The 22515-nt window shown below is 69.2% G+C and carries 19 protein-coding genes; 15 read left to right on the top strand and 4 right to left on the bottom strand.

Annotation, left to right across the window (positions count from 1 at the left end; all coding sequences use genetic code 11):
- The first annotated feature begins 217 nt into the window (after positions 1–217).
- The 3 genes from AVL48_RS08765 (at position 218) to AVL48_RS08755 (ending at position 2958) form a co-directional block, all read left to right on the top strand.
- Positions 218–640, top strand: a complete 423-nt coding sequence (locus AVL48_RS08765) for a hypothetical protein (RefSeq protein WP_061987130.1) — start codon at positions 218–220, stop codon at positions 638–640.
- A gap of 50 nt (positions 641–690) precedes the next feature.
- Positions 691–1461, top strand: a complete 771-nt coding sequence (locus AVL48_RS08760) for an enoyl-CoA hydratase/isomerase family protein (RefSeq protein WP_061986968.1) — start codon at positions 691–693, stop codon at positions 1459–1461.
- Between the two features lie 87 nt (positions 1462–1548).
- Positions 1549–2958: a S28 family serine protease gene (locus AVL48_RS08755; protein ID WP_061986966.1), complete on the top strand. Its 1410-nt coding sequence runs from the start codon at positions 1549–1551 to the stop codon at positions 2956–2958.
- 71 nt (positions 2959–3029) lie between these two features.
- On the opposite strand, the gene uvrB is transcribed toward AVL48_RS08755, so the two are convergent.
- Together uvrB and AVL48_RS08745 are read right to left on the bottom strand one after the other, a co-directional pair.
- On the bottom strand, positions 3030–5189 hold the full coding sequence (gene uvrB / locus AVL48_RS08750) for an excinuclease ABC subunit UvrB (RefSeq protein ID WP_061986964.1): 2160 nt from the start codon (positions 5187–5189) through the stop codon (positions 3030–3032).
- A gap of 223 nt (positions 5190–5412) precedes the next feature.
- Entirely contained in the window at positions 5413–6687 is a 1275-nt protein-coding gene (locus AVL48_RS08745) for a DUF5685 family protein (protein ID WP_061986961.1), read from the bottom strand.
- Between the two features lie 142 nt (positions 6688–6829).
- Between AVL48_RS08745 and AVL48_RS08740 the strand changes: the two genes are divergently transcribed.
- The 5 genes from AVL48_RS08740 (at position 6830) to AVL48_RS08720 (ending at position 12517) form a co-directional block, all read left to right on the top strand.
- Positions 6830–7345, top strand: a complete 516-nt coding sequence (locus tag AVL48_RS08740; RefSeq protein ID WP_061987128.1) for a ribonuclease FAU-1 family protein — start codon at positions 6830–6832, stop codon at positions 7343–7345.
- 141 nt (positions 7346–7486) lie between these two features.
- Positions 7487–9019 (top strand): ArnT family glycosyltransferase, encoded by a 1533-nt coding sequence (locus AVL48_RS08735; RefSeq protein WP_061987125.1) that lies wholly within the window; start codon positions 7487–7489, stop codon positions 9017–9019.
- Positions 9020–9108: 89 nt separating this feature from the next.
- The gene (locus tag AVL48_RS08730; protein WP_061986959.1) at positions 9109–10629 is read left to right on the top strand and encodes an ArnT family glycosyltransferase; all 1521 of its coding nucleotides are present in this window, start codon (positions 9109–9111) and stop codon (positions 10627–10629) included.
- Positions 10626–11894: a sensor histidine kinase gene (locus AVL48_RS08725; RefSeq protein ID WP_061986957.1), complete on the top strand. Its 1269-nt coding sequence runs from the start codon at positions 10626–10628 to the stop codon at positions 11892–11894. The genes AVL48_RS08730 and AVL48_RS08725 overlap by 4 nt, the downstream gene beginning before the upstream one ends.
- The gene (locus tag AVL48_RS08720; protein WP_061986955.1) at positions 11891–12517 is read left to right on the top strand and encodes a response regulator; all 627 of its coding nucleotides are present in this window, start codon (positions 11891–11893) and stop codon (positions 12515–12517) included. The genes AVL48_RS08725 and AVL48_RS08720 overlap by 4 nt, the downstream gene beginning before the upstream one ends.
- A 3-nt stretch (positions 12518–12520) precedes the next feature.
- On the opposite strand, the gene coaE is transcribed toward AVL48_RS08720, so the two are convergent.
- Positions 12521–13705, bottom strand: coding sequence for a dephospho-CoA kinase (coaE, locus tag AVL48_RS08715; protein WP_061986953.1), 1185 nt, complete (start codon positions 13703–13705; stop codon positions 12521–12523).
- Positions 13706–13901: 196 nt separating this feature from the next.
- Between coaE and AVL48_RS08710 the strand changes: the two genes are divergently transcribed.
- A complete protein-coding gene (locus tag AVL48_RS08710; RefSeq protein ID WP_061986951.1) occupies positions 13902–14126 on the top strand; it encodes a hypothetical protein in 225 nt (74 codons plus the stop codon).
- A 477-nt stretch (positions 14127–14603) separates the two neighbouring features.
- Here the strand turns inward: AVL48_RS08710 and rpsA are convergent, their stop codons facing one another.
- Positions 14604–16106: a 30S ribosomal protein S1 gene (gene rpsA, locus AVL48_RS08705; RefSeq protein ID WP_061986949.1), complete on the bottom strand. Its 1503-nt coding sequence runs from the start codon at positions 16104–16106 to the stop codon at positions 14604–14606.
- Positions 16107–16410: 304 nt separating this feature from the next.
- Here rpsA and AVL48_RS08700 point away from each other — a divergent pair, with 304 nt between their 5' ends.
- The 6 genes from AVL48_RS08700 (at position 16411) to AVL48_RS08675 (ending at position 22476) form a co-directional block, all read left to right on the top strand.
- Positions 16411–17274, top strand: a complete 864-nt coding sequence (locus AVL48_RS08700; protein ID WP_061986947.1) for a class I SAM-dependent methyltransferase — start codon at positions 16411–16413, stop codon at positions 17272–17274.
- On the top strand, positions 17271–18173 hold the full coding sequence (locus AVL48_RS08695) for a GNAT family N-acetyltransferase (protein WP_061986945.1): 903 nt from the start codon (positions 17271–17273) through the stop codon (positions 18171–18173). The genes AVL48_RS08700 and AVL48_RS08695 overlap by 4 nt, the downstream gene beginning before the upstream one ends.
- A gap of 33 nt (positions 18174–18206) precedes the next feature.
- Positions 18207–19145, top strand: a complete 939-nt coding sequence (locus tag AVL48_RS08690; protein ID WP_061986943.1) for a GNAT family N-acetyltransferase — start codon at positions 18207–18209, stop codon at positions 19143–19145.
- Positions 19146–19301: 156 nt separating this feature from the next.
- Positions 19302–20009, top strand: coding sequence for an ATP-binding cassette domain-containing protein (locus AVL48_RS08685; RefSeq protein WP_061986941.1), 708 nt, complete (start codon positions 19302–19304; stop codon positions 20007–20009).
- Complete coding sequence (locus tag AVL48_RS08680; protein WP_061986939.1) at positions 20006–21901, top strand: YhgE/Pip domain-containing protein; 1896 nt, start codon at positions 20006–20008, stop codon at positions 21899–21901. The genes AVL48_RS08685 and AVL48_RS08680 overlap by 4 nt, the downstream gene beginning before the upstream one ends.
- Positions 21898–22476 (top strand): TetR/AcrR family transcriptional regulator, encoded by a 579-nt coding sequence (locus AVL48_RS08675; RefSeq protein ID WP_061986937.1) that lies wholly within the window; start codon positions 21898–21900, stop codon positions 22474–22476. Before AVL48_RS08680 ends, AVL48_RS08675 begins: the two co-directional genes overlap by 4 nt.
- Positions 22477–22515: the final 39 nt, after the last annotated feature.

Here is a 22515-nt window from a genome sequence, read left to right as displayed (position 1 = left end):
AGACGAAATCCTCTTCCCTGGTGGGCCCCGGTTTTCACGGGCTGTGGCGACCTTCACCCATTAGCGCTGGTAACCGGTGTTTCATGCGCATGAGAACATCGATTTTCGGACCATCGACTCATTGGGTGAAAAGTTCCCTTTCACGGTCGACGACCTCCGGGAAATCCTTATCTTCAGTGCGAAGGTGCCGACGCGAGAAGAAAGCGGGGCTGTCACCATGACCCAGTCGATCGAGATCCCGGTCCAAGAATTCTCTCTTGATTGGACCATGAGCTCCGGCAAAGGCGGCAGAGTCGGCTTCGCCGTCTCTGGTCAGGTGACGCTTCTCGACAACAAGCGGTTCTACAAGATCGACGGGGTACTCTACATCTCCGAGGGCAGCGCCTATTGCCGCGACATCGGCAACCCGCATCTGTTCGTCCGGCGCAACGGCGTCGAGGAGAGCGGCAGGCAATGGGGCTGGGAGACCATCTGCAACCGCAAGTCCTGCAGCAGGCTGTGCGCCATGGACGCGTACTTCGTCCGCACCGGCTACTGGGCGCCCGCCGACCGCGCCATCCAGCTGAGCATCGGCGCCGAGACCGGCTGGAACCGCAAGCGGTCCTTCAGTCCGACGGTCACCGTGCGCCTGACGGACTGAGCTCCACTAGCTCCACTGTAGAGGTCCGCCGGCTCGGGTACGGTCGGGCCATGGCCACCTCTTCGATCCGCGTGGACGACGAAGGCGGGATCGCCGTCGTCACCCTGCAGCACGGCAAAGCCAACACCCTCGACACCGAGTTCTGCCGAGAACTGATCGTCCGGCTCGAGGACGTCCAGCTCGGCGGTTATCGCGGTGTCGTGCTGACCGGCTCGGGAAGCATCTTCTCGGCGGGTGTCGACCTGCGCCGCGTGCACGACGGTGGTGCCGCCTACATCGAGGACTTCCTGCCCGCGCTGTCGGACGCGTTCCTTTCGGTGTTCGGCTTCCCCGGTCCGGTGGTCGCGGCCCTCAACGGTCACGCCATCGCCGGCGGGGCGGTGCTCGCCGCCGCCTGCGACCGCCGGATCCTCGCCTCCGGCCCGAGCCGGATCGGGATCACCGAACTGCTCGTCGGCGTCCCGTTCCCGTTGGCGGCACTGGAGATCCTGCGTTCCGGCTTCGGCGCCGACATCCTCGGCGAACTCGCGTTCCTCGCCGAAACCCACCTGCCCGACGACGCGCTCCGGCTCGGCCTCGTGGACGAGGTGACCGCGCCGGAGACCGTGCTGCCGCGAGCGGTCGAGCTGGCCAAGAAGCTCGCCGAGATCCCCGCGGCCGCGTACGCGCATACGAAGGCCCAGTTGCACCGGCCGTTCCACGAGCGGATCGCCGAACACCGCACCGGCGACGACGCCCACGTCCTCGAACTGTGGAGCTCCCCCGAGGCCCTCGCGGCCATCGAGGCCTACGTCGGCAGGGTGCTCCGCGGCCAAGGCTGAGCCGGGCTCGACCGGATAGCCGATTGCCGACCGGCGGGGACTCTGTGAGTATCCGACCGCTCGAAGTCGGCGATGGGGAGTGCACGGATGCGGAAGCTCACGGCCGCGTGGTCGGTTCTGGCGATCACCGTTCTCACACTGGCCGGGCTGACCCCGGCCGCGCAGGCGGCACCGGAGGACATCAAGGAGGTGCTCGGCCGGATCCCCGGCCTGACCGTCGTCTCGGAGAATCCGGCGCCGGCCGGGTACCGGTTCTTCAAGCTCACCTACACACAGCCGGTCGACCACCGCAAGCCGGGAGCCGGCACCTTCCAGCAGCGTTTCACCTTGCTGCACAAGGAATTCCGTTCGCCGACCGTGGCGTTCACGAGCGGGTACAACGTGTCGGAATCACCCAACCGCGCCGAGCCGACGCAGATCGTCGACGGCAACCAGCTGTCGATGGAATACCGGTTCTTCACCCCGTCGCGACCGGAGCGGCCGGACTGGGGAAGGCAGCTGACGATCTGGCAGGCCGCCGCCGACCAGCACCGCGCGGTCGAGGCGTTCAAGCGGATCTACCCCGGCAAGTGGCTCGCGACCGGCGGCAGCAAGGGCGGCATGACGGCGACCTACTTCCGTAGGTTCTTCCCGGACGACGTCGACGCGACGATCCCCTACGTCGCGCCCAACGACGTGATCAATGCGCACGACCGCTACAACCGGTTCCTGGCGAAGGTCGGCGACGATCCCGGCTGCCGCTCGGCGCTGAAGTCGATCCAGCGCGACGTGCTGACGCGGCGCTCGGAATTCGCGGCGCTCGCCGCCGCCGACGCGGCCAAGAACGGCTACACGTTCTCGATCGTCGGCTCGGCCGACGTGTCGCTGGAGATCTCGGTGATCGACTCGTACTTCGCCTTCTGGCAGTACCAGAAGCAGGCGGACTGCGCGACAGTGCCGAAGGCGGGTGCGGCCGCTTCCGAGATCTACGCCTGGTTCGAGCGCGTCGAAAGCCTCAACACCTACTCCGACCAGAACCTGGAACGCTACGTCCCCTACTACTTCCAGGCGGCGTACCAGCTCGGCGCTCCCGAGTCGTACGAGAACTACCTCCGTGACCTGCTGCGCTACCCGGGCGCCAACGTGTCGCGGACATTCGTGCCGAAGTCGGTCGACATCCCCCGGTTCGATCACCTGGCGATGCCGGACATCGACTTCTGGGTGAAGACACAGGGCAAACGGCTGCTGTACGTCTACGGCGAGAACGACCCGTGGAGCGCCGAGCCGTTCGAACTCGGCTTCGGGACAAAGGACTCCTACGTCTACACCGTTCCCGGCGGAAACCACGGCTCGCGGATCTCGCAGCTCCCGGCGGCGCAGGCCGCGGCGGCGACGAACACCGTACGGCGGTGGGCCGGCCTCCCGCCGGTTTCGGCCGGGGTGACCACGCAATCCGTGCCCGCCGGGTTCCCGGACTTCGACGCGGACCTGACCCTTCAGGAGCGCCCGCGCCTCTGACACCCCCGCGTTCAGTCCTCTGGTTGCGGTAGTCGCGCACGCAAGGATCGCAACCAGAGGACTGACCGCGCTTACTTGATGCCGGCGGCGTCCATACCGCGCAGTTCCTTCTTCAGGTCCGCGACCTCGTCCCGCAGCCGGGCGGCCAGTTCGAACTGCAGGTCGCGGGCGGCCTGCATCATCTGGTCGGTCATCTGCTGGATGAGGTCGGCCAGCTGGGCGCGCGGCATCCCGGAAACGTCCTTGTCGGTCAACATTCCGGAGCTGCGCACCCGGTCGCCCTGCTCGGGCTTCTTGCCCCGCGACGCGTTCCGGCCCGAACCGCCGACGGCGACCGTCTCCTCCGAGTCCTCGGCCTCGCTGTAGACGCGGTCCAGGATGTCGGCGATCTTCTTCCGCAGCGGCTGCGGGTCGACGCCGCGCTCCTTGTTGTACGCGACCTGCTTCGCGCGACGGCGATCGGTCTCGTCGATGGCGTGCTGCATCGAGTCGGTGATCTTGTCCGCGTACATGTGGACCTCGCCCGACACGTTTCGCGCCGCGCGGCCGATCGTCTGGATCAGGGACGTGCCACTGCGGAGGAAGCCCTCCTTGTCCGCGTCGAGGATCGCGACCAGCGAAACCTCGGGCAGGTCGAGACCCTCCCGAAGCAGGTTGATGCCGACCAGCACGTCGAAGTCGCCCGCGCGCAGCTGCCGCAGCAGTTCGATCCGGCGGAGGGTGTCGACCTCGGAGTGCAGGTACCGCACCCGGATGCCGAGCTCCAGCAGGTAGTCGGTGAGATCCTCGGACATCTTCTTGGTGAGCGTGGTGACCAGGACGCGCTCGTCCTTCTCGGCCCGCTCGCGGATCTCGTGCACCAGGTCGTCGATCTGGCCCTCGGTGGGCTTCACGACCACCTTCGGGTCGACCAGGCCGGTCGGCCGGATGACCTGCTCGACGAACTCGCCGCCCGCCTGCCCCATCTCGTACGGCCCCGGCGTCGCCGACAGGTACACCGTCTGCCCGATCCGGTCGCTGAACTCTTCCCAGGTCAACGGGCGGTTGTCGATCGCGCTCGGCAGCCGGAAACCGAACTCGACCAGGTTCCGCTTCCGCGACATGTCACCTTCGAACATGCCGCCGATCTGCGGGACCGTCTGGTGCGACTCGTCGATGACCAGCAGGAAGTCTTCCGGGAAGTAGTCGATCAAGGTGGCGGGCGCGGATCCGGCCTCGCGACCGTCGATATGCCGCGAGTAGTTCTCGATGCCGGAGCAGAACCCGACCTGGCGCATCATCTCGATGTCGTAGGCGGTGCGCATCCGCAGCCGCTGGGCTTCCAGGAGTTTGCCCTGCTTCTCCAGCTCCGCCAGCCGCTGCTCCAGCTCGGCCTCGATGCCGTGGATGGCCTTCTCCATCCGCTCCGGGCCCGCGACGTAGTGCGTGGCCGGGAAGATGCGGACCTCGTCGACCTCTTTCACGATGTCGCCGGTGAGCGGGTGCAGGTAGTACAGCTTTTCGATCTCGTCGCCGAAGAACTCGACGCGGATCGCCAGCTCCTCGTACGCCGGGATGATCTCGACCGTGTCGCCGCGGGCGCGGAAGGTGCCGCGCGCGAAGGCGATGTCGTTGCGGGTGTACTGCACGTCCACCAAGGCGCGGAGGAAGACGTCCCGGTCGAGCTGTTCGCCGACCTTCAGCTTCGAGGACCGGTCGAGGTAGGACTGCGGCGTGCCGAGGCCGTAGATGCACGAGACACTCGCGACCACGATGACGTCGCGCCGCGACAGCAGGTTCATCGTCGCCGAGTGGCGCAGCCGCTCGACGTCGTCGTTGATCGACGAGTCCTTCTCGATGTAGGTGTCCGTCTGCGCGATGTACGCCTCGGGCTGGTAGTAGTCGTAGTAACTGACGAAGTACTCGACCGCGTTGTGCGGGAACAGCTCCCTCAGCTCGTTCGCCAGCTGCGCGGCGAGCGTCTTGTTCGGCGCCATCACCAGCGTCGGACGCTGGACGCGCTCGATCAGCCAGGCCGTCGTCGCCGACTTACCGGTACCCGTGGCACCCAGCAGCACGACGTCCTTCTCGCCCGCCCTGATCCGGCGTTCGAGCTCGTCGATGGCCGCCGGCTGGTCACCGGCGGGCTTGTACTCGCTGACCACTTCGAACCGGCCGCCGGTCCGGGGGATCTCGGTGACGGGACGGAACTCCGACTGGGCGAGGACGGGGTGTTCGGTTGCGAAAGCCACGTGGACCAGAGTAAGCGCTGGGTCCGACAGTTTCCGCTCGCCCTGGTCAGAGCCGGTTTCCGATCTTCTTCGGCCCAGCTCCACTGGACCGCCAAACTGACGTGAGCGCCGGACCGGGACCTTCACCCGCCGACGTGGTGGCTGGTGGGGTCCCTGAGGCTCAAGGTGCGATGTCAGGGAGAGTGAGGGGAGCTTTGCGGCCCCTGTGTTCCACCGGGGGACCCTAGGAACAGTCGCACGAGCAACAGTCACAGCAGTCGCAGTCACAGTCGCACGCTTCACGCGGCTTCCCGCTCCACGGACCGGGGAACGGGTCCCGGCAGCAGAACTGGCACGTGCAGCACATGTACGTGGCCACGGCGCAGCCGAAGAAGAAGTTCCGTGACCGCGGCGGAACCTCGAACTTCGGTATCCAGCAGCCGCCGCCCTGCCCGTCGACGGGCGGGTTCCCGCCGTGCTTCCCCTTCTTCTTCGGCGGTTTCTGGGGCGGGCCTCCGCCACCGGGCGCGCCCAGGGGCGGAGGCGGCGGCTGGTAACCGCCCTGGGGGTACTGCTGAGGCGGATAGGGCTGGTGAGGCTGATGGGGGTGCTGTTGCGGTCGAGGTCCGGGACCGATCCAGCCCGGCGGCGGCTGCTGGGGTCCATGGCCGTGTCCGAAGGCGCGCCGTACCGCCTGGCGCAGTTCGTGCACCAGCAGGGCGTGCACCAGCTCGGGCTGGGCGAACTCGACCTCGCGGAGGGCCAGTTCGACACCGAGCACGGCGTCGTCGCACAGCCGTCGCGCTTCGGCGAGGCCGGTGCCGGTGGCCGTCAGAGGGTTCCACGCGCCGGCGGCCTCGTCCTCGGCGAGGTCTTCGACGGCGTCGAGCAGATGCGCGGCCCGGCCGAACAGCCGTCCGGCCTCGGCCAGCGGCGCGGCGTTCTCCGGGCGGCCCGCCAGTACGGCGGTGTGCGCGAACGCCGCCGACGTCGCCAGCTCGGCTGGTTCGGTGGCCAAGACGGCCGAATCACCCAGGCGGACGGCGCGTTCGATCTCGCCCTGCCGGTCGACGGCCTCGGTCAGGACCGCGGTGTCGAAGCCGATCCGCGTACCGGTGCGGCCCCCCTGGTCCGCCCAGCGCGTCGCCACCCGCCTGGCGGCGACGGCGACGGAGCGCCGCGCGAAGGCGCCGTCACGGTCTTCGACGTGGTCACTGATCTTGGCCGACGCCAGGACCAGGGAGACCGCGGCGGCGAGCTGGGCACCGCCGCCCTGCGCGACCGAGGTCCCCTTCATCGCCCGAAGCGCGCAAGGCCCGGCGTCACGTCGTCCGTCCGCTCGTGGCGACTGGGCCTCGACAAGGGCGGAGATGATCAAGCCGTCGTAGTTCGTCACCATTCGGGCGAGATGTCCGTGTTCGTCGCGCAGTGCCAGGCAAAGGCCGCAGAGATGCGCCATCCACTCCGCGTGCAGACCGTCGGAAAGCCGATGGCGGCACGGCCTGATGATCCCGAACATGCGTTGTCTCCCACTCACCCTTATGGCGGAACCAGCGCACCTTATCCGGCCCGGCGGCGATACTCCGGCAGAACCAGGAAACCGGGATCGTCCACCCGGTTGGGTGGTGTTCGCGGGCGCCGGGGCCTTCCAAGATGGGCGGATGACCGCGCTGCACCCACCGAAGGTCGAGTACTTCGACACCGCCTCGAAGACCAACACGGATCCGAAGGGCGTCGTGAGGGACGTCGAGGAATACCGCGAAGAGCCCTTCGGCCTCTACATGGCGCGGCCGACCCCTGGCCGGGCACAGTTCCACTACCTCGAATCGTGGCTGCTGCCGCAGCTCGGGCTGCGGATCACCGACTTCTGGTTCAACCCCGGCCACGAACGCGATCAGGACTTCTATCTCGACGTCGTCGACATCCGCCGCGAAGAGGGCGTCTGGGTCGCCACCGACCTCTACCTCGACCTCGTCCTGCGGGACAAGCAGTCCGTCCGGGTGATCGACACCGACGAACTCCTCGCCGCCGTCACCGCCGGGCTGCTCTCCCCCGCCGACGGCGAACGCGCACTCGGCATCAGCCACACGACCGTGGACGGACTGGCCGCGCACGGCCACGACCTGCGCGGTTGGCTGTCCACAAAGGACATGACGCTCGGCTGGCGACGACACTGACGGCGCGGGGGTCCATCGATCGGTTGACCCCGGCTCATCCTGACGGTTGAGCGGCTCCTGACCGACGGAAGGATTCTCACCGAGACCGCGGCGCGGGACTCTCGATCGCGAGCGAAACCGATCGAGAGGGGGCGGATGTCCATGGCCATCGAGGCCGGGGAACTCCGAGAACGGTCTGGCGAGCGGGAAAGAACGGGGATCGCGCCGTTCGCCCGGACACCGGTGCTGGCGATCGCCGGTGCGATGGGGGCGGTACTCGCGGCGACGGCCGGACGCTACGGCTACTTCGGTGACGAGCTGTACTTCCTGGCGGCTGGTCGGCATCTGGACTGGGGGTATGCCGACCAGCCGCCGATGCTGCCGCTCCTGGCGCGCCTGATGGACGCCTTCGGCGCCGATTCGCCTTGGGTCCTGCGGATCCCGGCGATGCTGGCGATGGTCGCGAGTGTCGTGTTGACCGCGCTGATCGCCAGGGAACTGGGCGGTGGCCGCAAGGCGCAGATGATCGCGGCGGCGACGTTCGCGGTGTCCGTCCAGATGCTCGGCAGCGGGCACTACCTGGCGACCAGCACCATCGACCCGTTCCTGTGGACGGTGCTGATCTGGCTGCTCACCCGCTGGGTGCGGACCCGCGCGGACGGTCTCCTGCGCTGGGGCGGCGTGGTGACCGGGCTGGCGCTGAACACGAAGTTCCTCGTCGGGGCGTTCTGGGTCGTGGCGCTGGCCGCCGCGCTGATCTGCGGGCCCCGCGACCTCCTCCGCCGCCCCGCGCTCTGGCTCGGCGCGCTGATCGCCGCCGCGATGATCGCGCCCACGCTCGTCTGGCAGGCCGCCAACGGGTGGCCGCAGCTGACCATGGGCGCGGCGATCTCCCAGGAGGTCTCGGATGGCTGGGGCGGACGTGCCTCCTTCGTCCCGACGCTGGTGGTGAGCGCGGGAATCCCGGTCGGTGTGCTCCTCCTCTGCTATGGGCTGTGGCGGTTGATCCGGTCCGAACGTCTGCGGCCGTACCGGTTCCTCGGCTGGACCGCGCTCGGCGTGCTCGCCGTGTTCGTACTGGCGAACGGGCGTTACTACTACGCGGCCGGGATGTTCGCCCCGCTGTTCGCCGCCGCGGCGGTGGAGATCGAAGCGGGCCAGGCAGCCAAGTACTGGCGCTGGATCGCCACCTGGCCGGTGTACGTCCTGGCCGCGGTGATCGCGATCCCGATGACGCTTCCGATCCTGCCGCGAGAGTCGATCACGACCGCCCCGGACTGGGCCCGGCCGGTCTTCGCGAGCGAGGAGATCGGCTGGCGGGAGATCACGGAGTCGGTGGCACAGGCGTACCGCGCCGTTCCCGACCCGGCCCACACCGGCATCGTCACGGCGAAGTACTGGCAAGCGAGTGCCATCGACCACTATGGACCGGAACTGGGCCTTCCGTCCCCGTCGAGCCCCAACCGCGGCTACGTCACCTTGCCGCGGCCGCCGGATTCGGCCAGGGACATCCTGTTCGTCGGGAACGATCCGTCGGTGCTTGTGCCCTACTTCACGCAGGTGCGCGAGGTCGGCGCCCTCGACAACCGGGCGGGGATCCCGAATGTGAGTCAAGGCATGAAGATCTGGCTGGCCACCGGCCGCAACGGAACCTGGGACACGGTGTGGCCGAAACTCACGGACTGGGGCTTCTGAACCTCACCGGTCCTCTCACGACCGACACGTCCCGCCGGTGGGACGTAAGGTGCGAGAGGACCGGCACCCGAGGGATCTGCGAGGAATGGATGAAAGCCGCCAGCGCGGCCGAAACACCGCTCGCGTCCGGCGCGGCGTTCGCCCGGCTTCCGGTGACGCTGCTCGCCGCGGCCGCCGCGGCGGCGCTGATGGCGACGGCGTGGCGGTACGGCTACTTCGGCGACGAGCTGTACTTCCTCGCCGCGGGCAAGCGACTGACCTGGGGCTACGCCGACCAGCCGCCGGTGCTCCCGCTACTGGCGTGGGCGATGGATTCCCTCGCGCCGGGCAACGTCTTCGTGTTCAGGCTCCCCGCCGTCCTCGCGACGGCGGCCGGTGTCGTGTTCACCGGCCTCATCGCCTACGAGATGGGCGGCGACCGCCGGGCGCAGACCCGCGCCGCCGCCGCGTACGCGATCTGCGGGCAGTTCCTCGGGAGCGGGCACTACCTGGCGACGTCGACGATCGACCCGGCCTTGTGGGCGCTCGTCGGGTGGCTGCTCGTGCGGTGGATGCGGACCCGCGATGACACGTTGTTGCTGTGGCTGGGCGTCGCCACCGCGGTCGCACTGAACGTCAAGCTCCTCATCGCGACGTTCTGGGTCGCCGCCGGGGTCGCGATCCTCGTCTTCGGGCCACGGGATCTCCTGCGAAAGCCCAAACTGTGGTTCGGCGCCGGGATCGCCGCGTTGTCGCTCGTGCCCACCCTCTGGTGGCAGGCCGCGAACGGCTGGCCGCAACTGGAGATGGGCGACGTCATCGCCCACGAGGCCACCGGCGGCTGGAGCGGGCGGGCCGGGTTCCTGCCCGCGCTGCTGACCGGGGCCGGGCTCGGCATCGGCGTCATCGGAGTCCTTTATGGACTGTGGGTCCTGCTGTTCTCCCCCAGGATGCGCCAATTCCGGTTCCTCGGCTGGACAGCCGTCGTGGTGATCGCGCTGTTCATCCTGACCGGCGGCCGGTACTACTACGCGGCAGGCATGTTCGCTTTCCTGTGGGCGGGCGCCGCTGTCCACTTCGGACAGGTGAAGCCGTCGGCGTGGTTTCGCTGGATCCCGACCTGGCCGGTGTTCCTGCTCTCCACGCTGTACACCCTGCCTTACGCGCTGCCGGTTTGGCCCGCCACCTGGCTCGCCGAAGGCCGTGACGTACCGCGTCCGGCGTACGCGCTGGAAGAGATCGGCTGGCCGGACCTCGCCCGTTCGGTCGCGGACGCCTATGAGCGGCTCCCGCCGGAGCAGCGAGCGCGCACCACACTCGTCACGGCCGGGTACTGGCAGGCCGGAGCGCTGGACCGGTACGGCGCCGACTACGGATTGCCCGCCGCGTACAGTCCCAGCCGTGGTTTCTGGTACTTCGGCCACCCGCCGGAGACCGCGGACACCATGCTGTTCATCGGGCCCGACCCGGCACGGCTGCGACACTCGTTCACCGACGCCCGGATCGTTTCCCGCGTCGACAACGCGCTCGGCGTCCGCAACGTGAGCCGCGGGATGCCGATCTGGCTGGTCACCGGTCGCACCGAATCCTGGGCGTCCGCCTGGCCCGGGCTGCGAGAATTCCGGGTATGACCAGCTGGATCCGGTGGCAGGACTCGCTGTGGCCGTCCCCTGCCGACGGGGAGTCACTGTGGCGGCCGTGGGGTGGCCGGATCGAGCGGTTCCTGCCGTACGCGCTGCTGGCGTTGAGCACGGCGCTGAGCCTGCTGCTCTCCGATCACGACCGCGCCGTCACGGTGGGCTTGGCGGGGATCGCCGCGGCCTGGCTCCTCCTCTCGTTCACGTTCGTCCCGGCCAGGTGGGCCGAACATCCGGTGATCGTCACCGTGTCGTTCACCGGGCTCGTGACGATCGCCGCGGTGCTCGAAGGACGCGACCCGATCTTCCTCGTCTTCATGATCGCCGGATTCTTCGACGCGATGCGGCTGCGGCCCGCCCCGCTGGCGCTGACCGGGATCTTCGTGGTTTCCGCGCTGATCAACACGATGCCCAACGGAGGTCCGCTCCAGGCGTTCGCCACCCAGCCCGCGTTGTGGACCGTGGTCACGCTGGTGCAGACGGCCGCCGTCGGGGGCGGCGGGCTCGTCTCGGCGGCGATGGCGCGCCAGCACGCCGAACGCAAGCGCATGCTCGACGAACTCGCCGCCGCGCAGGAGGAGAACGCGGGACTGCAACGGCAACTGCTGGGACAGGCACGGGAAGCAGGCGTCCTCGACGAGCGTCAGCGGCTGAGCCAGGAAATCCACGACACGCTCGCCCAGGGCTTCACCGGGATCATCACCCAGCTCGAAGCCGCCGCGGAGGCGAAAAGCGAGCCCGCCGAGTGGCAACGGCACGTCGACACCGCGATGGCGCTGGCACGCGAGAACCTGACCGCCGCGCGACGTTCGGTGCGCGCGCTCGGCCCGCAACCGCTGGCCGCGGCGACCTTGCCGGACGCGCTCGACGAGGTCTCCCGGCTGTGGGGCGAGCGGACCGGCGTCGAGGTCCGGTTCACCACGACCGGGACCGCCCGGGCGCTGCACCCCGAGATCGAGGCGACGCTGCTGCGGATCACGCAGGAGGCGCTGGCCAACGTCGAGAAGCACGCCGGCGCCACGATCGTGGGGCTGACGTTGTCCTACATGGCCGATCAAGTGACCGTCGACGTCCGGGACGACGGCCGGGGCTTCGACCCAGGGCTGGTCGTCTCTTCCGGGGAAGCCGGGTTCGGTGTCCCCGGCATGCGCGCCCGCGTCGCCCGGCTGGCCGGCACCCTGCATCTCGAGTCGGAGCCGGGCGGCGGCACAGCCGTATCGGCCAATCTGCCCGCCATCGCACTGGAGGCCCGTGCATGACGATCACCCTGCTGATCACCGACGATCACCCGATCGTCCGGGACGGGCTGCGCGGGATCTTCACCGCGGAACAGGGCTTCGAGGTGCTTGGCGAGGCGTCCTCCGGTGACGAAGCCGTCACGCTGGCGGAGAAACTCCGTCCCGACGTCGTGCTGATGGACCTGCGGATGCCGGGTTCGGGCGGGGTGGCCGCGATCGCGGAACTGGCGAAACGCGGGAATCCCGCGCGGATTCTCGTGCTGACGACCTACGACACCGACTCCGACGTCGCCCCGGCGATCGAGGCGGGTGCGACCGGTTACCTGCTCAAGGACGCCCCGCGCGACGAACTTTTCCGTGCGGTGCGCGCGACGGCGCGCGGGGAGGCCGTGCTCTCCCCCGCCGTCGCCGACCTGATCATGGGCAGGATGCGCGCGCCCGCACCGGAACCGCTGAGCCGCCGGGAGATCGAGGTTCTCACCCTGATCTCGCGCGGCTCGACCAACAAGGAGGCCGCGAAACAGCTGTTCATCAGCGAAGCCACCGTGAAAACGCACCTCGTGCACGCTTACGCGAAGCTCGGGGTGAAGGATCGCGCGGCCGCCGTCGCGACCGCTTTCGAACGAGGACTGCTGGGGAACTGAGCCCTACGGCGTCCAGCCGGTCGACTCGGCCCACGCGTTGGCCCTCGCGAAGGCCTTGTCGACCCAATCCTGTTTCTCGTCGGTGTATCCCTCGACTGTCCCGTCGCCGGCGTGCTTCGCGGCCATGGCGTTCTTGACCGCGGCGTAGGCGTCGCGCTCGTCCGGGTTCTGCCGCAGCCACTCCGGGAACAGCAGCGCGAGCCGCCAGGCAGGCGTCTCCTGCGACCGGACGTGGAGGTTGACCGGACGGCGCGGGTCGCCGCCGAAGTGGAACCGCTTGGGCCAGGTGCCGTCCTCGCCGTGCGCGTCGTCGAACCATTCGCCCTCCGCACGCGGGAATCCGGCGTCGGAAAGAGCGTCGGCCAGACCGTCGGCCTTGTCCAGGGTGGCGACCGTCAGCTGGAGGTCGAGGATGTCCTTGGCGGGCAAGCCCGGCACGGACGTCGAGCCGATGTGGTCGACCCGGACGGCGTTTTCCCCGGCCACCACACGGATCCGGGCGAGCGCCCGCTCGGCCTGCGCGGGCCACGTCTCGTCGTACGGCGCGATCTTCGGCGACATCGGCGCACGCGGCTTGCGGAGCCGCACGTTCGCCTCGAACGGGGTCAGCCTGTCCGCCCACAGCGCGTCGACGTCGGCGAGCACGATGTCAGGCGCTCCGCTGTTGTCGAGCCAGACATCGGCGACGGCCCGGCGCTGATCGGTGGTGGCCTGCGCCTTAATGCGGGCGCGCGCGTCGGTCTCGGGCATCCCCCGCGTCTCGACCAGACGGCGGAGGCGGACTTCTTCCGGTGCGTCGACCATGACGACGAGGTGGTACATCGGCGCGAGCCCACCCTCGACCAGCAGGGGGATGTCGTGGACGACGATCGCGTCCGGCGCCGCGCCCGCCATCAGCTCGGCCGTCCTGGCGCCTACCTTCGGGTGGACGATCGAGTTCAGCCGCTTGCGGGACTCCTCGTCGGCGAAGGCCTTGGCGGCGAGCACGGCACGATCGAGCGCGCCGTCGGCCGCGAGGATGTCCTCCCCGAACGCTTCGACGAGTTCGGCGAGACCCGGCGTTCCCGGTTCGACGACTTCCCTGGCGATCTTGTCGGAGTCGATGAGGACGGCGCCGTGCTCGGAAAGCCGGTTCGCCACCGTCGATTTTCCGGCGCCGATCCCGCCGGTCAGGCCCACACGCAGCATGCCGATCAGCCTAGTGGGCGACTCCGGCCGACCGCTCAGGGTGACGCCATCGGTACATCCGGCACAGAGAGAGGCAAAAGGCAAGGTCATCGTGACGCGTGACTCAACCTTTACGGGTGACACGCCGGTAGGTTGCCCGGCTTCGGGGCCTCGATTGCGTACCGTGCGCGGCGAAGGTAGCCCACACGGAGGAAAGATGGCAGACGGCAAGCACATCGGAAGGCACCGGCTGGGTTCGCCGGGGCTCGTGCACTGTGTCCTCCATCGTCCCGTGGCCGAGGCCCTCGCCGAATATCGGCGCACCTGGCTGAGCGCGCTCCTGGTTCCGGCCAAGCACAGCTTCGCCGGACTCCGCCGCAGGGCTCGCGCCGCGGCCCTCGAACACGTCTGGGTCCCGTCCGTCCGGACCGCCACTTCCTGACGCCCACCCCGCCCGCCGCGTTCAGTCCTCTAAATGCGGTGGTTCGGTCGGGCCTGGTCGCGGGCTGGGTGGCTGCCTCCAGCCGACGGCGGGTGAGCCTGTAGCGGCCGGGCCGTGAAGGCCGTCACCTGCACCACCAGTCGCGACGGCGGCACGTGAAGGGGCCCCCTTCCCCAAGTACATGATGGCCTCCTTCCTTACGCCTAGCGCAAGAAGGAGGCCATCATGTACTTCACGCCAGTTCTAAAGCGAGTCGCCACTCACGAGCCCGCGCCCCACCGCGGAGCTCGATCGGACACTCGGCCGCGAGGAAGTGTCCCTTGTGGACGCCCTGACGCCCTCCCCCGCCCGCCGCGTTTAGTCCTCTAAATGCGGTAAGGAACGCATTCAGAGGACTAAACGCGGAGACAAAGACAGCGGCCCCGGTCCGTGGTGGACCGGGGCCGCTGTCTGTCAGCTAAAGGCTGAGCGCTTGGATCACGCGCCGCCCGACAGCTTCTCGCGGAGAGCCGCGAGCTGCTCGTCGCTGGCGAGCGTGCCACCGCTCTTGGCCTCGGCCGGAGCGGAGGTGTAGCTCTGCTCGCCCGAGTCGCTCGACGAGGTGACACCGGTCGCGGCGTCCGCGGCGGCTTCGGCGTCGGCCTCGGCGGCCTTCTGGACCTGCTTCATGTGAGCCTCGTAGCGGGTGTGAGCCTCGGCGTACTGACGCTCCCACTCCTCACGCTGCTTGTCGAAGCCTTCCTGCCACTCCTGGGTGTCCGGGTCGAAGCCTTCGGGGTAGATGTAGTTGCCCTCGGCGTCGTACTCGGCGGCCATACCGTACTGAGTGGGGTCGAACTCGGTCTCCGGCGTGACGCCCTCGTTCGCCTGCTTCAGCGACAGCGAGATGCGACGACGCTCGAGGTCGATGTCGATGACCTTGACCATCACGTCGCCGTTGACCTGGACGACCTGCTCCGGGATCTCCACGTGGCGCTCGGCCAGCTCGGAGATGTGCACCAGGCCCTCGATGCCCTCTTCGACGCGCACGAACGCACCGAACGGAACGAGCTTGGTGACCTTGCCCGGCACGATCTGGCCGATCGCGTGGGTGCGGGCGAACTGACGCCACGGGTCTTCCTGGGTCGCCTTCAGCGACAGCGAGACGCGCTCGCGGTCCATGTCGACGTCCAGAACCTCGACCGTGACCTCCTGGCCGACCTCGACGACCTCGGACGGGTGGTCGATGTGCTTCCAGGACAGCTCGGAGACGTGCACCAGGCCGTCGACGCCACCCAGGTCCACGAAGGCACCGAAGTTGACGATGGACGACACGACGCCCTTGCGGACCTGGCCCTTGGCGAGCGCGTTGAGGAACTCGCTGCGCACCTCGGACTGGGTCTGCTCCAGGTAGGCACGGCGGGACAGGACCACGTTGTTGCGGTTCTTGTCCAGCTCGATGATCTTCGCCTCGAGCTCGCGGCCGACGTACGGCTGCAGGTCACGCACGCGGCGCATTTCGACCAGCGACGCCGGCAGGAAGCCGCGCAGGCCGATGTCCAGGATGAGGCCGCCCTTGACGACCTCGATGACGGTGCCCTTGACGGGCTCGTCCTTCTCCTTGAGCTCCTCGATCGTGCCCCAGGCGCGCTCGTACTGCGCGCGCTTCTTGGACAGGATCAGACGGCCTTCCTTGTCCTCCTTCTGGAGAACCAGGGCTTCGACCTCATCGCCGACGGTGACAACCTCAGCCGGGTCGACATCGTGCTTGATGGAGAGCTCGCGCGAGGGGATGACACCCTCGGTCTTGTAGCCGATGTCGAGCAGGACCTCGTCGCGGTCGACCTTGACGATGGTGCCTTCGACGATGTCGCCATCGTTGAAGTATTTGATCGTCTTGTCGATCGCTGCGAGGAAGTCTTCCTCCGACCCGATGTCGTTGATAGCGACTTGCTGGGGCCCGGCGGGGGCGGTCGGGGCGGTGGCGGTGTCGGTCGTCATTAGGCGGGTTGCTCCGGTGGATGGGAAGTAGTGGGTTTGCAGTTAGGGCACCATGGGCTCATCCGACATGAGGCGACCACATAAGCAAACGTCCACAGGGAACGACCGCGAGCATCACCGCATCCGGTACGCGACCCCCTGACCCGGACGCTGAGCGAACCGGGGGAAAGAGTAGCGCGAACCCACTGCGCTAACAGATATCCTACGCGGCCCCCTGTACACGGCACAATCAGGGTCACACCCGCGATCACAGCGGGCGGACGATCTGGGCCGCGAAGCCCTGACCTGGGGAAAGGATATCGGTTTGAGTCAGCAGCCCGCCACCGAGCAGCAAACGGCGGCCGAGAGGCACGCGCAGGCCGAGGAACGGCTCGGCACCGCGGGGGTCGCCTACCGGGCGGTCTCGGCGCCGGAGGCGACGGCCGCGAACCTGGCCTGGTGGGACGCCGACGCCGACGACTACCAAGCCACCCACGGCGGCTTCCTCGGCGACGCGGACTTCGTCTGGTGCCCGGAGGGCGTCCGCGAGGCCGACGTCGCACTTCTGGGTGAAGTCGGCGGCAAGCGGATCCTCGAGGTCGGCTGCGGGCAGGCGGCCTGCTCGCGCTGGCTCGCCGCGCAAGGCGCCGAAGCGGTGGCGACCGACCTTTCCGCGGGCATGCTCCGGCACGCCCGGGAGGGCAACGAGCGGACCGGTCCCGTCGTCCCTCTCGTGCAGGCCACGGCGGAGTCACTCCCCTTCGCCGACGCGAGTTTCGACGCGGCTTGCTCGGCCTTCGGCGCGATCCCGTTCGTGGCTTCGGTGGACGACGTGTTCGCCGAAGTGCGCCGGGTGCTCCGGCCGGGCGCCCGCTGGGTGTTCTCGGTGACCCACCCGATGCGCTGGATCTTCCCCGACGATCCCGGACCGCTGGGCCTCACCGTCACCCAGCCGTATTTCGACCGCACCCCGTACGTCGAGGTCGACGACGACGGTGTCGCGACCTACGTCGAGTACCACCGCACTCTCGGCGACTATGTCCGCGCGCTCTCCGACTCCGGTTTCGCGCTCACGGACCTCATCGAGCCCGCCTGGCCGGAGGGCCACTCCCGCACCTGGGGACAGTGGAGCCCGTTGCGCGGCAAGCTCTTCCCCGGTACAGCGATCTTCTGCACCCAGCGGGGATGACCCGGCCGGGGGATCCGTGGCCGTCGCGGTTCGCCGCGCTGGACCCGTTGCTCCCGCCGCCACCGCCGCTTCCGCCCGGCGAACCCGTCGAAGCGGGCGGCGCGGTGGGGACCATCGCGCACGTGCGGTTCCCGTCGGGTTCGTGGCAGCGGCTCTGGGGCCCGGCACATCTGCAGATCCTCTCCGCCGTCCTTCCCCGTGACGCCGGCGCGGGGATGGACGCTCTCCTGTCGGTGTGGCGTGACCGGATCGCGCTCGCCGCCGCTGAAGCCGATTCTTCGTGCACGGTCACCTGGCCCAGCCGCGACGTCGAGGTGGCGCGCGCCTTGCTCGACCATGGGCTCGCGCCGCAACTGGCGCTGGCTGTCCGCGCCCCGGCCCCCGGCGACGGTCACGCCGTGCCCGGGGTGACGGTCCGGGAATCCTCCGGCGGTGATCTGGAAGAGATCGTCGAGCTCCGGTTCGAGGAACTCCGCTACACCTCGTTCGTCGGCCACGGCGTGGTCCGGCCCGGCGCCAAGGCCCTGCTCGCCGAAGAAGTCCGCCGCGGGCTGCAGTTCGGCGGCCGCGTCTGGATCGCCGAAGAAGAAGGCGTCACGGTGGGGATGGTGACCGGCGGGAAGCGCTCGCCCTCCCCCGGCGACGGGCTCGCCGGACGGCTGCGCCCCGGCGAGTGGGGTTACGTCGGCACGCTCGCGGTCACCGCGGCCGCGCGAGGACGCGGGATCGGGCGCGCGCTGACCGCCGTCGCGCACGACGAGCTCTTCTCGCCGTCGCTGCGCGGTACGTTCGTCTCGTACAATCCGGCCAATCCGCTGTCCCCGGTGTTCTGGCACCGGCAGGGTTATCGTCCACTATGGACGACGTGGGCGGTGAGTCCGGCCGCCGCCCTGCGGTAGCGGTGATCCGCGCTGTCGACCCCTGGGGACGGGATGGAAATCGAGAAGACGTTGTTCGACGCGCACCGGACGCGGTTCGCGGCGATCGACCGGCTGCTGCCCGAGGCCGCCCCGCCGCCGGTCGTCGGCGAGCGCGTGGACGCCGCCACGGCTTCCGGGGTTCAGGTCACCGGCGTGGTGCAGCGCCAGCTGCACGGCCCCGACGACGTCCCGCTGCTCTGGTCCGCCGCCGACGTGCGCCAGCTGTTCCCGTTCATCGGGAGCACCGGCACCGAGGGGATGGACGTCCTGCTGCGCGCGTGGCGGACGTGGATGGACGCCGAATCGCCCGGCGAGGATTCGTCCTGTGTGGTCAATTGGCCGAGCCGGGACGCCGAGGCGATCCGCGCCTTCCTCGACCACGGGCTGGTGCCGATGTCCGCGCTCGCCGTGCGCACCGGTCACCACCGCGATGCCGCGCCCGAGGTGCCCGGCACGGGGGTGACCATACGCCGGGCGCGGCCGGACGACTTCGAGGACGTGCTCGCGATGGCCGTGTCGACGCACGATTACATCGGCCAGGTCGCCACCCGCCGTCGCGCGAACGCCGCCCAGCTGCTCGCCCCGGCGCTGGAGCGAGCCCTCGACAAGGACTCGCCGCTGCTGTGGCTCGCCGAGCGGGACGGGGAGATCGCCGCGTTCGCGCACGCCGCCTGGATCGCGTCGACGCCGGGGTCGGCCGAGGCCGAACTCCTCCCCCACGGACGCTGGGGCTACGTCAACAATGTCGTCACCGTGCCCGGCCTGCGTGGGAACGGTGTCGGCCGGAGCCTGATGTCGGTGGTGCACAACGAGTTGTCCGCCGGCGGCGCGGAGGGCACCTACCTCTATTACAACCCGACCAACCCGCTCTCTTCGGTGTTCTGGCACCGGCAGGGTTATCGTCCACTATGGACGTCCTGGGAGGTCCATCCGGCTTCGGCCCTGCGCTAGCCGAAAGAGGCACTGATCCGTCCGGTTTGCGACGGTTTTGTCACTCTTGGGTGTGACATGGGCCCCGCGCGGTTGCTCATCTCCCAGGTCAGGGCTAACTTTTGAACTGACCAGTCAGTTTAAAAGTGCCACGAGTCATCGACCTGGGAGTTCTTCGTGCGGGTTCAAGCCGACAGGGTGTCCGTCACCGGGCCCCACGGCACGTTGCTGTCGCCCACCTCGCTCACCGTTTCGGGCGGTGAGCTGGCGATCGTGCACGGCGAGCCCGGCGTCGGCGTCACGGCCTTCGGGCTGGCGCTGGCCGGGCGGCTGAAGCCCGCCACCGGGACCGTGACCGTCGAAGGCGGTGATCCGCGGCAGGTCGTCGCGGTCGTCGACGCCCCCGGCGTGAGCGAGCCGGACGGCGCGCTCACGCTGCAGGCCGTCGTCGGCGAGGAACTCGAACTGGCGAAACGCCCCGCGAGCAAGGCGGCCGCCGCGAGCTGGCTGGCCGAGCACGACGCCGCCGCGTTCGCCACCACCCGCTTCGAGAACATCGAAGCGGGGACGCGCACCCGGCTGCTCACCGCGCTCGCCGCGAGCCGCAAGGGGGTCGGCGTACTCGTGCTCGACACCCCCGACAGGCACACCAGCGACGTCGACGGCTGGGCGCGGATCGCCCGTGAGCACGCCGAACGCGGCCTCGCCGTCATCGTGCTGACCGCGACGACCCCCGTGTCCGCCCTGCCGGAGAAACCCGCGCTCCTCGGCGGCCTCGACCAGCCTGCCCCCGTGCGCTGCGCGCCAGCCGAGGTACCGGCGGAGACCACGCTGGAAGAGACCGTGCCGGACGAGACCGAAAAGACCTCAGGAGACCAGGAATGAACCCCGTCCGGATCGCAGGCAACGAGCTGCGCCGGCTGAGCAGCGGCACCCTGCCGAAGCTGGCCATGGTCGCGCTCGTTTTGGTACCGCTGCTGTACGCGTCCTTCTACCTCTACGCGAACTTCGACCCGTACTCGCGGCTGGACAAGCTCCCGGCGGCCGTCTTCACCTCGGACGCCGGTTCGAAGGACTCGGCCGGCGCGGAACGCAACGTCGGCCGCGAAGTGACCGACGAGCTGGTCAAGTCCGGCACCTTCCAATGGCATGAGGTCTCCCCCGACGAGGCGGCCAAGGGCGTCCGCGACGACACCTACTCGTTCGCCATCGGCATCCCGCGCGATTTCTCCGCGGCGCTGCTGTCCTCCGGCAACTTCCAGCCGCAGCAGGCGACGATCACGCTGACCACCAACGACGCCAACAACTATCTGTCCGGCACCATCGCGAAACAGGTGGCCGAACAGGTCCGCAAGACGATCGCGGAGAAGGTCGGCAGCGAGGCGGCGGACAAGTTCCTCGTCGGCTTCTCCACGATCTACGGCAAGACCCAGGAGGCCGCGACGGGTGCTTCACAGCTCGCCGACGGCGCGGGCAAGCTCAAATCCGGACAGCAGCAGCTCGCCGACGGCGCGTCCCAGCTCGCCTCCGGCAGCTCCGAACTGGCGAGCGGACTCGGCAGCCTGAAGTCCGCCACCGCCCAGCTGCCCGCCCAGACGCAAAAGCTCGCCAGCGGTGCGGGCCAGGTCGCCGACGGGAACCAGAAGGTCGCCGACGCCGCCTCGCTCGCGGCGACGGCGTCCGGGGACATCCAGGCGAAGCTCGACGGCTACCGCACCCAGCTCGCGCAGGATCTGCGGAACGCCGGTCTCCCGGAGACCCAGGTGCAGGAGATCCTGAGCCGCCTCGACACGCTCCGTTCGCCGGTGGACCAGGCGAACACGAAGATCCAGGGCGCGAACAGTCAGCTCGCCCAGCTCGCGTCCGGCGCGCGACAGGTGTCCGACGGCGCGCACCAGCTGGCCTCGGCGACGCCGCAGCTCACCAGCGGGATCGCACAGGCGTCCGACGGGGCGAACAAGCTCCGTGACGGCGCGGCGAAGCTGAACGACGGCGAGAAATCCGCGGTCACCGGCACGAACCAGCTCGCCGACGGGGCGGTGCGGCTCCGCGACGGGCTCGCCGCCGGGCTCAACCAGATCCCGAACCCCGACGACCCCACCCGGGCGGCCACCGCCAACACCATCGCCGACCCGGTCGCGGTCCACTCCTCCGGCGTCGCCTCGGCGGGGACCTACGGCGCGGGCCTCGCCCCGTTCTTCATCTCGCTGGCCACCTGGATCGGCGCGTTCGTGCTGTTCCTGTTGCTGCGCCCGCTCTCGACCCGCGCGCTGACCGCCGGTGCGTCGCCGTTCAAGGTCGCGCTCGGCGGCTGGCTTCCCTCCGCCCTGCTGGGGATCGCGCAGGTGATCGTGCTGTTCGGCGCGGTGACCTGGCTGGTCGGCATCGACGTCGCGCATCCGCTCGGCGCGATCGGGTTCGCCATCCTGGTGTCGCTCACCTTCACCGCCGTGGTGCACGCGCTCAACGCCTTCTTCGGCGCCGTCGGGAAGTTCCTCGGCCTGGTCCTGCTGGTGCTGCAGCTGGTCAGCGCGGGCGGCACGTTCCCGTGGCAGACCATCCCGGACGCGCTGTACCCGCTCCACATCGTCCTGCCGATGGGTTACGCGATCGACGGGTTCCGGCACCTGCTCTACAGCGGCGCGTCGATGAAGATCCTCGGTGACATCGGGGTTCTGCTGGCCTACCTCGTCGGCTCGATCCTGGTGTCGACGCTCGCGGCGCGGAAGCGACGCACCTGGACGGTTTCGGCGCTGAAACCCGAGCTGGCGTTGTGACCACCCGAGGTGAGGCGACGAAGCAGAAGCTGTTCGAGGCGACCCTGCGGCTGTCGGCCAGCCGCGGCCTCGTCGGGCTGACGGTGGACGACATCGCGGCCGAGGCGAAGGTGGCCAAGGGCACCGTCTACTACAACTTCGGCAGCAAGGACGGTCTCGTCGACGCGCTGTTGCGGTACGGCGTCGGCGTACTCGCCGACCGGCTGCGCGCGGCCACCGGCGATGGCGACCCGATGGACGTCATCTCCTCGCAGGTGGACGGCGCGCTGCAGTTCATCGCCGAATACCCCGGTTTCTCCCAGATCCTGGTGAGCGAGATGTGGCGCACCCCCGGCACGTGGCACGAGACGCTGACATTGCTGCGCGAGGAGATCATCTCGATCGTGCGCGAACAACTGCATCGGCTGGACGCCGCCGGGCGGCTGCCCGACGGCGTCCAGATCCCGACGGCGGCGGCCGGGTTGTTCGGCACGATGCTGGTGGTCGCCCTGGACTGGCAGGTGTTCCAGCCGAAACGCACGCGGGCCGACGTGCGGGAATCGGTGATGGTGCTGATCCGGGGGCTGGGCCGGTAGGTCCGTGAAGGCCTCCTTCCCTACCTTGAGAGTAGGAAA

This window comes from Amycolatopsis regifaucium (genome assembly GCF_001613935.1).
Taxonomy (GTDB): Bacteria; Actinomycetota; Actinomycetes; order Mycobacteriales; family Pseudonocardiaceae; genus Amycolatopsis; species Amycolatopsis regifaucium.
Note: the sequence above shows the minus strand (reverse complement) of the source record. Positions and strands in the feature narration are given on the sequence as shown.